9 protein-coding genes are annotated in these 11,759 nt (G+C 36.4%); 5 read left to right on the plus strand and 4 right to left on the minus strand.

Annotated features, from left to right (window positions below; genetic code table 11):
• Positions 1-142 precede the first annotated feature (142 nt).
• Entirely contained in the window at positions 143-1,129 is a 987-nt protein-coding gene (locus JAZ75_RS01545) for a helix-turn-helix domain-containing protein (RefSeq protein ID WP_208699894.1), read from the plus strand.
• A gap of 99 nt (positions 1,130-1,228) precedes the next feature.
• On the opposite strand, the gene JAZ75_RS01550 is transcribed toward JAZ75_RS01545, so the two are convergent.
• Positions 1,229-1,858 (minus strand): hypothetical protein, encoded by a 630-nt coding sequence (locus tag JAZ75_RS01550; protein WP_208699896.1) that lies wholly within the window; start codon positions 1,856-1,858, stop codon positions 1,229-1,231.
• A 603-nt stretch (positions 1,859-2,461) separates the two neighbouring features.
• On the opposite strand from JAZ75_RS01550, the gene JAZ75_RS01555 reads away from it, so the two are divergent.
• Positions 2,462-2,686, plus strand: a complete 225-nt coding sequence (locus tag JAZ75_RS01555) for a hypothetical protein (protein ID WP_208699898.1) — start codon at positions 2,462-2,464, stop codon at positions 2,684-2,686.
• 51 nt (positions 2,687-2,737) lie between these two features.
• On the opposite strand, the gene JAZ75_RS01560 is transcribed toward JAZ75_RS01555, so the two are convergent.
• From JAZ75_RS01560 to JAZ75_RS01570, 3 genes are read right to left on the minus strand one after another with little or no spacing between them, the layout of a single operon-like run.
• Positions 2,738-3,991: a TlpA family protein disulfide reductase gene (locus JAZ75_RS01560; protein WP_208699900.1), complete on the minus strand. Its 1,254-nt coding sequence runs from the start codon at positions 3,989-3,991 to the stop codon at positions 2,738-2,740.
• A gap of 6 nt (positions 3,992-3,997) precedes the next feature.
• Positions 3,998-5,356: a RagB/SusD family nutrient uptake outer membrane protein gene (locus JAZ75_RS01565; RefSeq protein WP_208699902.1), complete on the minus strand. Its 1,359-nt coding sequence runs from the start codon at positions 5,354-5,356 to the stop codon at positions 3,998-4,000.
• Positions 5,357-5,368: 12 nt separating this feature from the next.
• Positions 5,369-8,902, minus strand: a complete 3,534-nt coding sequence (locus JAZ75_RS01570) for a SusC/RagA family TonB-linked outer membrane protein (protein ID WP_208699904.1) — start codon at positions 8,900-8,902, stop codon at positions 5,369-5,371.
• A gap of 618 nt (positions 8,903-9,520) precedes the next feature.
• Here JAZ75_RS01570 and JAZ75_RS01575 point away from each other — a divergent pair.
• From JAZ75_RS01575 to JAZ75_RS01585, 3 genes are all read left to right on the plus strand, one after another.
• Entirely contained in the window at positions 9,521-9,976 is a 456-nt protein-coding gene (locus JAZ75_RS01575; protein WP_208699906.1) for a hypothetical protein, read from the plus strand.
• 123 nt (positions 9,977-10,099) lie between these two features.
• Entirely contained in the window at positions 10,100-11,119 is a 1,020-nt protein-coding gene (locus JAZ75_RS01580) for a nuclear transport factor 2 family protein (protein WP_208699908.1), read from the plus strand.
• A 75-nt stretch (positions 11,120-11,194) separates the two neighbouring features.
• Positions 11,195-11,677, plus strand: coding sequence for a hypothetical protein (locus JAZ75_RS01585; protein ID WP_208699910.1), 483 nt, complete (start codon positions 11,195-11,197; stop codon positions 11,675-11,677).
• The last annotated feature ends 82 nt before the right edge of the window (positions 11,678-11,759 follow it).

Consider the following 11,759-nt stretch of genomic DNA (forward strand, 5'->3'; position numbering starts at 1 on the left):
AAAAGCTAGCCATAAACGATGTCCACACCCGCCATACCAGGAATATGCTCATGTGAATATGACAAAATATATGGAAAAGATACAACGGAGCATCAAGATGTTCCGTTGTATTATGCTTTCAGCATAGCTATCATACTAAATTATGAAGAGAACAATCACATTAAACCAACCCGATGGTGCTACTGAAGTGATGCAACCTAACCAAGAGATCACCTACCCGATGCACCATGCAGAAACATATTATTGGGAACATCAAGGCAATCAATTTGTCGAACAAACTTTCGATGGGCGCTATGCCTACCTCTATTATTTCGAATTTAGGATCAGCACAGCAACGACTGTTACCTGTCGCTCCCATGCCCCTGATCTTCATCTGTGTTATCCGATAGAAACCGGTGAACAGCCATTGATGATGTACGATGAGCTACATGATATCAAGTTGATACTGACCCAAAACAGAGCTTCGTATCTTTACCTCTCCGTTACGGACTTTCAGGTCGATCTACCCATTGGACATTACATCATCAGAGGCATCACGCTCGATGCCGGTTTATTCCGTCCCAACTTTACACGGAGCTTTGCGTTTGTCATGCCTTTAGTGCATGCAAAACGTAACGCCACAAGTATTTCGATGCAAAGTGTCGATTTCTTGATCGGTACATTAACGAAACACGAGCTCGATGCGATATTCCAGAACCTCAATCCCAAAGTATTGGACAATGAGCACATTTTGATTCGGCACCAGATTTACCTGATCAAATTATCTAGGCTTAAAATCATGATGGGAGACGGTTCCATCACGACACCGCTTACCATTATCAACCATGTCCGAGAAATATTGAGCCTCATGATAGACCAATACGGCAACAAAGCCCTTATCGGAGACCTTGCAGAAAGTGTACAGGTAGACCGCAGCCGTATCTACAAACTCCATAAAGAATATTACCGTTGCAACCTGTCAACCTACCGAAATGAACTGCTGGTCGAAAGGATATTGCGCGAATACGATCATTTTCACAATAACCTTTCCGGTCTTGCCTATGAACTAAATTTCGCAGGACTCAGTGAACTCAACCGTTTTTTCAAAAAGATGAAAGGGCAATCCCTTACACAATATCAGAAACACTAAGATCAACAGGTAAAATCAATATTCCCTGATGCTGAAAGTACAAAGCCTCCTGATCTCAGGAGGCTTTGTACTCATTGCCGTTAAAAACATGAAAAAATCTTAATGCTCATTTCCTTTACCATGTACTTCCTTAACAACAGCTAAATCAACCTGTTGCGCATTAAGTCCATGACACAACTCGATCCATATATGATCATTCGGTGTCCTGATCAAAAACTGCTTATACTTATAGGGCATTGGATCGTACATATCATCGACATAGGCTGGTTTTTCTTTATCGATCAGCTCAGCTACCGCCGCAGATATCCCACCAGAGTAGATCTCCACACCACCGAGTTTCTCAATAGCTTTTTTATATGCATCAACTACAAAAGTATCTTCAAAAACATCACCTGTCGGTAAAACAGTAGTATGGAAATATTCACCACTTACTTTTCTGACCAGACTGTCATTGTAGAAGAAATACTTTTCCTCCAGTTGTTTCTTGATATCACCAGAATACCTATAACTTTCTGGGGCAGTTAGATATGGAAAAGTACCGAGATCTATGGTAGACACAGGTACCTGATCCAGATTAAACTCTGTGGACATTTTTGCCGATTCAACCGTTTTGGGTTGAAGGGTATCGGAATCAGTGCTATTAGATGTCCCGCTCTTATTACTGTTATTATTGCAGGACATGAAGCCAAGCATCAGTCCAATAAACATTATTTGGTTATACGTTTTCATTTAGGATAATTTGACGATAAAAGTAACCATCCCATTTTACCATAGCATTTCGTAAATATTAATTTTACGCTTTTCTCTTCCCCCTCACCACTCCCCTCTAACAACAAATAGCTTAGTTGATGAACACATACAGCCTAACGTACCACAAATGAACTGATTTATCTTTGATATAGGTTAGCATGTAGAAAGCAATAGTCTGAAATTGAAGACAACATACAGCTTACTCAAAGACAACATCTAGCCTAACGCTCACCTACTTATCCGTTCTATCTTTGATATAGATTCGATAATGGTTAGCGAAAAATGAGCAGGTTAGAGAAAAATTTGGATGCTAGAAAGTAAAATGGGTAGAAGATTAGTAAAAAAGAAGGTTGGTAACATTTAGAATTATAAAAAAATGGTGAAAAGTAATAAGACAGGTATCACAGTATACCGACGCAAATTTGCAACATGCTCCTCCGGAGGGTAAGATCAAAAAACTTAAAGCTTGACAAAGGAGTACCCGTCAAGAAGATAACTTTACCAAAATGTAGAGTTATGGGGCCACATGCGCGAAAGCGATATGTGCCAGTTAACCCATTTATTAATTTAAATCATAACGATATGAATTGGTTTCAATTAAAAGCAAACGGAGATCCGACAGAACCATCTGATTATTCCTCTACATCAAGTCCATCTTGTGCTGGGACGGGAAAAATCTGTGCGGTAAATGCTAACCCGGACGCTAATAATCATCCAGAATTAACAGAAGCATTAAAAGATGAAATGCTTCAGTCAATTCAAAGTGGTGTTGCAAGACCGAACGTAAGACTACGTTCAACTTCTTAATCGGATTAAGAAATTTGCAAAGGGGGTACTAATAGGTACCCCCTATTTTGTTTATTGTATTTCCTCAACTATCAACATTTCAATTTTTCTCTTTCCTTCGACCATTTCCAATCCGTAAGATTGCAACTGTTCATTCAAATCTGCTATATTTTGGTAGCCTACTAATTCTATATTTCCTTTATAGTCCGACTCATCAACTATCGGAAGGTACTTTCCAGAATAATCCATCAAAAAGATCAAAACACTCAAATTTTCCATCTTTTGCACCTTCTCTTTTGGTGTTCGACCAGTATTTGGTGAACCTATCTTTTGAATGACTAAACAGTCACGCTCCAATTGATCCCAATAAACCCGCAAACCTAAGAACGTATTCAGATCATTAATCGCCATTGTAGCTAGCTCTGCCAATTCTTTTGCAACATAACTTTTCCGTTCGTAGCAAATTCCATATTTGGTCAACCATAATTGTTGCCCACCTCCACCTTCCCGATAATAATACTTCTCAGGATCTTTCACCTTCCAGACAATCCGTTTATCTGTTAATAAAAATTTTGGTTTTTTGATATATGTGTCCAAGGCTTTATAGGCATTGAGAATACCCACATTGCTAAAATAAGTGCGATACATGCCCGAAATACTATCTTTTTCAATACTCAATCCAGGTTTCTCAACGAGTTCTTCTTGATAAGCAGTCAAACGAACCGAGCCTATAAAATTGTCTTCCTCAGTAATAATATCGCTCAGATCACCTTTCTTAAATTGATCCTTTTGTGGAACCCGAAGCTTCCCACTAGTATACAATTCTTCTATAAACTGTTTCTTCACATAGTCGGGATAAGTAATTGCATGCACCTTTCCTTTATAAAGAAAAACAGTATGCGGAACACCCTGATGTGGAAAGAATTGACGTAATAAAGTATCGCCAACAATAGTAGGCAATTTCACATTCTTTTCTTTCAAAAATGCATTCGTTCGGTAAAATTTCTCGATCACTTCTTTGGATTGCCAAGTTACCAATAGTACAACCAACTTATCTCCCATTTCCTTCTGTACTTGAGCAAGAGCAGGCATTCCCTCTATGCAGGATGCGCAAAAGGTGTCAAAAAATTCCAATACAACCACCTTGTCCTTCCAATCTTGAAGATGTACCGATTTGGTATTAAAATTAAGAATAGACATGGGCCTAATTTTTGGTAAAACTTCACCTACATGAAGCTGCTTACTCCTGTCCATTTCTTTTTGCTGTGAATAGCTAAATTTCCAAGCCACTGTCAACAATAACATATTTAAAATGATGTATTTCATAACTAATTATCTTTTATTTGGTTTAATGTTCGGATTCTGCTCCATGACGATAGCGGGAATTTGTATGGCATATTTCAAGCTCCCAATAGGTAAACTGTATGTTTTATTATCAATAATTCGTTCGAGATATATTGCCCTATGCGGATCATCGCTTAAGCGTTTAATATCACTCCAGCGTCTACCCCGGAATACCAATTCTTTACCACGCTCCTGTAAGATGATATCTAATAAACGATTTGGTTCCTGCTCTGTAACAATTGGATAAATATGATCAGTCCATCGATATTTACGTAAAAAATTAACATCCTTTAGCGCTTCATCTATTTTTTGCAATCGGGCTGCAGATTCTGCACGGATCAGCAGTACCTCACTACTGGTAAGCCCTATAAATGCTCCCCCCGGTCCTCCATCATATGAACCTTTAAATCCAAATGTCCCTAAGTCAACTAGATTAGGTTGAAAATAGTTCTCTTTCCGAAGATCACCAACCTGATAACTAGCGATCAGATCTGGATTCATCCGAATATAATTTCTTCCAAATGCATTGGAAGAGACTGTCAATGCCGAAAAAAGAACTTCCTGATTGTACTTCGTTATAGGAAAATTAGCTCCAGAATTCAGTGTATTATAATCTAATAAATAAGGTTTTAGTGACCATGCTGAATCCGCATAACGATAAGCTTTATCATAATCTTTCATATCCAGAAATAGTCGGGCTAACCCCGCATATGCTGCAGACTTCGAAGTACCAGTCTGTATCGTAGTTTTTACATCCAAGAATCCTAAAGCCGCTTGATAATCGGATATTACCTGTTTATAACTGTCCTGAAGTGATGCTCTTTTAGAAACCACATCGATATCTGGCATTAATCTGATGGGAACTCCCAACTCTATATCTGCTGTCTTTACATTGTAAGGTAAAGTATAAACCGAGATCAATTCCTGATAAGCAAAAGCACGTAAAAATCGGGCATGGCCACATGCGGCTTTAAAACGAGCAGACTCTTTTTCTGCAACAGTCAATTTATCCAATATCTGCATAATCTGATTACAGATATATACCACACGATAAGGCCCCTGCCATGCCTGAGTTTTAAAATTTGGCTCTTCGGACCATATATAAGCATTCCTGTCATCAAGATCAGCAATGCTATTCCAATTAGGAGAATTGAGATAATAAGGCTCACCTGCAATAATACCAAGTGCAGTATATGCACTATTCAATGTGCCATAATCATTGAGCAACAGCTCACAATCTTCCAAAGTCTTCGGTACGGACATCTTTTTATCAGGCTTGATTTCCAGAAAATCACTACAGCCCGTACATAATATTATGAAAATCAGTATATATATTAATTTCTTCATGATCATTATAAATTAAAGTTTAAAACGAACACCAAACGAACAGGTAAATGGATCTGGGGTACTAATACCGTACTCTGGGTCTATACCCATTTTATTTGCGCGCCATATGGTGGTGATATTCGTTAGGTAAGTATAAAAGCGTAGGTCTTTAAGCTTTATTCTTGCAGGCAATTGTGGTGAATAACCGAACTGAATATCCCGTAATTTGATTTGGTCTGCAGGCAGTACCAAAGCCGAAGAATAGTTATAAAAATAATCACCGTAATAATCTGAGGGGTAATTAAAAACAGGTACATCAGTCACCTTTTCATCACCAGGTTTTTGCCACCTACGTGCGAAATCATTATTCCCTACACGCTGATCTATTAAAAACGAATAGTTGGTTCCCCTTCTCATGAATTTATGCCCCAACTGGTAACTGATATTGAACGAAAGATCAAGATCTTTAAATCGAAATAAATTCCGCAAAGAACCGAAATAAAGTGGCAATGCAGAACCATGGTTATCCATATCTACTATTTTAGTATTATTATAGATCTGCGCATAATCCGTTGATAATTCTCCATTAAAATAACCTCTTGGCATACCTGTTTGAGGATCTAACCCTGCCCACTTGTATGTAATAACACTATTTAGATCTGCGTCAACTAATGGTGTAACTGAAGAACTAAATGGACTAGCACGAAAATTTTTACCCAGTTGATTAGGTACATAGGATTTAGTAACCTTCGTTCGACTATAAGCAAAAACTAAATTATTTATCCATTCAAAAGAGCGACTTTTAAGATTAACAGTATTTAACGATAGATCCACCCCTTTTCCTAATAGATTGGCACTATTCATACTCATACTGTTAAAACCCGACGTGGGATCTACTAGGGTACTTGCTATAAGATCTTTTGGTTTCTTGACATAATATTCAAGAGCACCACTAATCCGATTGTTATGCAACTGAAAATCAACACCAAAATTCAACATCCCCACTGTTTCCCATCGAAGCGAAGGATTTGGAGGTGACTGCATGGTCGCATAAGGGAGCCCTGTTAAATGATGGGGCTGTGAGGATCGGTAGATAATAGGATATGCCGAGTTACTGTTATTCACATTCCCGTTATGCCCATATGTGGCCCGTAGCTTCAAAAAGGAAAATAAATCATTGCCGATAAATTTTTCATTTGAAAGTATCCACGATGCTCCTATGGACCAAAAGGGTTTACCCCTATTGTTGGTCTTTACACCAAATAAATTGGAAGCATCTTTACGTGCGCTACCACTGACAATGTATTTATTAGCCAGCGTATAAGAACCATTAATAAAGTACGAAGTAAATCGATTCAAAATATTTACAATATTAAAATTATTGTCAATTTTCCTTATCCCATAAATTCCATTCAAATAAGGATAATCATTAACATAATCCACAGGCATTGAAGTCAATGTTTCTGAGTCATAACCCCATAATTCAGTATTATAAGATTCTTGATTCTGCTGCCTAACCTCAGCTCCAACTAGAAAAGATAGTGCGTGTTTACCTTGCCAAACACGATTAAAATCCATTTGTAAACGTCCTTGTTGCGAATTATTTATATTGTCAATCTTCATTAAATAATCTCCAACAGGTACATTCCATTTTACAGAATTTTGGTCCCAACTTGCAAAATAATTTATAGCTTCCCTTTGTGCAATACTTCCAATCCCTCTCCAACTATCGACATTACTGCTCTGGTTCCTATAATTATATAACAATGACAACCGAAGTGATGGCGTAATTTTATAAGCAGCATCAAAAGTTAACTGTACCTCACGCTGTTTACTTGTTACAGATGTTTGATCCAATTCTGCTAAGGGTCTATATTTCCAGTCCAGCAGACGACCTCCCGCTACGGTATCGCGAAATTCAGGATGTAAAGCTATTGCATCCACTATTAAAGGATTGCCATTGGCATCAGCCAACTCCATATATGGAAAATTTCCATATCCACCTGCAAAATCATAAAAACCTAATCGAATTAAAGGCTCTTTTGTTCCGTATTCACTATATTGCATATTTAAACCTATATCTAGATTTGATGTAGGTCTATACATTGTATAACTTCGAGTAGTCAATCTACTATTATCAGTGTTTACTATGTTTTTAAAACTACGATCATAACCGATAGAGAAAATGCTATTTAAAATTTTCCCTCCTCCTTCCACTTGTACGTTATATTGTTGACTGGTTTCTTTTCTATAGATGTATTTCAATAGATCATCGCGAAAATCAATTTTACGTAATCGATCTAACTCCCTGTTCATTTCGACTAAAGACAGCTTACCTTCTTTATTCTTCTTCAATAATTGTACAACTGGTGTAATATTGGTTTGAAAATCATACATCTTACCATCATAGTATCCATTTTCAAAAAGCATCTGCTCTACATCGATATAATCTGATGTCGCCATTTGCGGATAATAATATAAGTCCGGTTTATTCCGTATTGTCAGATTGCTATTGAAGGACACTTGGATAGGTTTTTCATAAGCACCTTTCTTAGTGGTGACCACAATGACTCCATTACCCGATTGTGCACCCCAGATCGAAGATGCTGCTGCATCTTTTAAGATGGTTACATTTTCAATATCATTGGGATTGATCGTATTAAAATCTCCCTGATAAGGAACTCCGTCCAGGACAATCAAGGGCCAAATATTCGAATTGATACTACTTGTACCCCGGATATTCACAAATGGTAATTTTCCACGGCTATCTTCGTAAAGCTTTATTCTCGATACACTGGGTACAACATCCTCCAAGCGACTTAAAAAATCCATAGATACTTTTCGATTTAGAAGTTTGTTGTCAACAAATTCAAATGAACCCGTCGCTCGTTCTTTCGGTATTTTCTGATATCCGGTAGATACAACCTCCACTTCTTCTAGTTTGTTATCCTCAGGTATCAATTTAACCGTTAACGATACTCCAGAAGTATAATTGATTTCTTGGCTTTTAAAACCAACAAAGGAGAACTTAATTTTACCATTTCGGTTGTTTACGAGCATTTTAAAAGTTCCATCTTTAGAACTTTTTACTTGGATCTTCTCCGCATCAATACGAATGGATACGCCTTGCATCGGGCTATTGTCAATTGCGGATAGCACCTGCCCTACCAGTTCATATTTCACCTGCCCATTCACCCCGCTGTCCTTGCGGGGTGTCTGAGCTGATAAACATAAACTATGAAATACTGCGATGATCATGATACATGATATCGCAATTACTTTAATAGCCTTTAATAAACATAGCAGCAGATTAAAGGCATTTATCATTGGAGAAAGCAGGATGCATAGCACTAGCTTCCAATGTGTTTTTATATACAAAACCGGAGGTTGATCATGCTTTTGGAGAGCATAATCATTTCCAACGTTTTCACTTTTTAGTATAGAACTTTTCAATGTGTTTATTTTTTGGTTTGTTTTAGATTGAAGACTAAAAAATAACACTGGATTTAAGACAGTTTTTTTACTTGGGGATAGCACATAGCTCTCCCTATTGCAAGTTTTTTGCATTTTTTTAGAGTTTAAATTGACTACCCAAAAACCTTACTAATTGGACATAGCTTGGGCATTAAGGAAATCAGAATTAAAAAAAATAAATTAAGAAAAATGCAATTTTACGTCTTCGTCAATTGGTTATATAATGGTCTTCGTGATTGCATTTTGAATTGGATAGTCAACATAGTGACTTAGCGCAACAGATTTAATCTGCTGGCTTGATGATGTTTTTAGTAGTTTGTTTTTTGTTCATAACTCTCTTTTTTAAGGTCTAAAAAAGCTTGAGCAATAAATCTAGTATATGATAAGGAAAGTTCATCAAAAAAGAGATGGGACAAACCTTATTTTCTTTCGAGGGTCGTAGGAAGAACCTTAGGTGAAAACAAGAGAATGCCCATCTCTCCTTTGAAAACACAAAGATAGAGAATGGGCTTTGATCTCCTGAACTTACACCCTTTGAAAATTTCCTACGTTTTCGAAAGTAAGATTCAGCATCAATAGCCTTTAACATACTATCAAACATAGCATTTAGCTACATTGACATAACAAACATAATCATAAAATTCGATTATTACAAATTTTACCTTGAATATTATTTAAAATGTTTTTATCGTAAAAGCTTAAAATGGTAGCATGCAAAAGATAAACAAGCTATCATTATATATCGTTAACTATATTCTATTTTTAAGATTAGTAATTGGGAAATCTGCTTATGATTTATCAATTGGTATTAAAAAGAATAAAAACTACGTATCACATATAGAAGATAAGGACAAACCTGATCATTACAATTCTGCTGACTTTGCAGCAATTGCGGATGAACTCGAATGTAAAATTCATGATTTTATTCCTTCTGATGAATGGGACGTCAGTGATTCGCATGCGAAAGTTGATAAAGTTGTTGACACCCTAAAAGATCCACGTTTTGCAAAAAGAGTAATCTCAGTAATTTATGCTAGAAATACACAAGATAAAGCTTTAGAAAGTATAGAGAATTTATATGGTCATTTTCATCTAAAAAGTGATAAAGTAGAAGAAAGAAAGGTCGTAAAAGAGGTTTGGGAAAAGTTTGTCGTAAACAATAAATAGTAACGATAACGGTCGTATTTAGCTATCAATTTATTTTAGTAAATTCGAATTATAATTAATAAGCTCAGCATTCAAACTGAGGTTATGATTTGTATTTATTAATAATTTGAAAAGTAGCCTAAATTGATTGAAATAGTAAAAAGAGAATCGGTACGAAAGAAGGACGGTCCAGTAGTGACTATTTCTCACATGGATTATCATATTATATGCCGAGTCATTGATCTAATGGCAGATATTGGCATGGATGATGAAGAATTATCGTTCTTACTTGGAAAAGCAAACAATTATGTCTTTAGCTATATCGCCAATCCAAACGATAAAAATAAATTCAAATCTGACCAGGTAAACCTGCTCCCCTATTTATTAAATTGTTACTGCACGGACCTATATTCCAATGATTGTCCTAAAGGTAATATCCAGCTTTTCTATAGTCAAAAAATTGAAAACGATGAAGAAAAAGGTTTTAGCCATATTATCTACGACAGCAACGGAAAAGGTACGCGAATTATCTGGACAAAGAAGAAAAATGAAAAAGGAGCATTCAGAAAAACCAATAAAGATTTACTTAATCTTCTAAAAAAATGGATCGATGAAGGTATACTCGATTTACCAACGCCTTCAATTAATATTTGGAAAAAGCTCAAATCAGAAGCACAGTTTACATTTTTTATCAGTGATGTAGAAAAATGTATCAAAATATTATCTACCAAAAGCATTTTAACTAAGCAAACTATTGATGGTATTATCTATTATTGGAAGTCTCACCCTCAAACTTCTATTATAGTCCATTATGTCAATGCATACAATGCTTTTAAACCAAAAGATATGTGCAAGAATATGGCTGAGGATGTTGTGTTTGAGAATATCCATGATGGTAGTACAACGATGTCTTTAAAAGGCAAAGATGCCTTTCTTGAACAGGCTATGTCGGTGTTAGATCTATTTGCGTCCCGTAAGCAGACCATCACCTCCATCCTGCACCGCAACAATATCTCAGAAATCACAATCGATTACGAAGCTAAATTAGCCAAGGATCTTCCAAATGGTCTAAAGAAAGGCCAGGACCTACGACTTAAAGGCAAATCAATATTTGAGTTTTCTGAAGAAGGGAAAATTATAAAGTTGGTGGATGTTAGTGGGTAGCGTTTGGCATCAATATATTTTGTTCAAAAACATAAAAAATACTGATCAAGCAACTAAAATTTAGATGATAATAGCATGATGACAGATGATATAGAAGTGAAAAGGTTGTCACGATTAATTGCAATCCCTACAGAGCTACAAACGAAACGGCTATTGACAGCCACAGAATTGGCTGAAAAATTTTCAATTAGTAAAAGTTATAACATTAATATATCAAAATATATTGTGTGGCTACTCTGTTTGTCACCTACCTTATTCAGTTGCCAAAATGCCAAAATTGAAAAAACTGCTCCAGAGGAAAATAAATCGAAACAAAAAGCTATTGTAGATAGATATCTTGTAGACAGCGCACGTCAATACAGCTACTACTCTAAAGAGTGGCAAAAATATATCGATATGGGCTTAAAAGAAGACTCTACGATTGCTTATCTATGGCAACAAAAAGCTATGCCTCTGTTTAAGCAAGGAAAATATGAATTGGGTATGCAATATCTTGATAAAGCTGTTTTATACGATATGGATATACTGGAGCATAGTGACCCCTCAAACTCGAATTAATTTTAGGGAGGTATATTGCGTTTAATGCCCATATTCAACTGCCATACTGGCTCATGTTGACCCCCTAAATACATTTATTAGT

The organism is Sphingobacterium sp. UDSM-2020 (assembly GCF_016132525.1).
Lineage (GTDB): Bacteria > Bacteroidota > Bacteroidia > Sphingobacteriales > Sphingobacteriaceae > Sphingobacterium > Sphingobacterium anhuiense.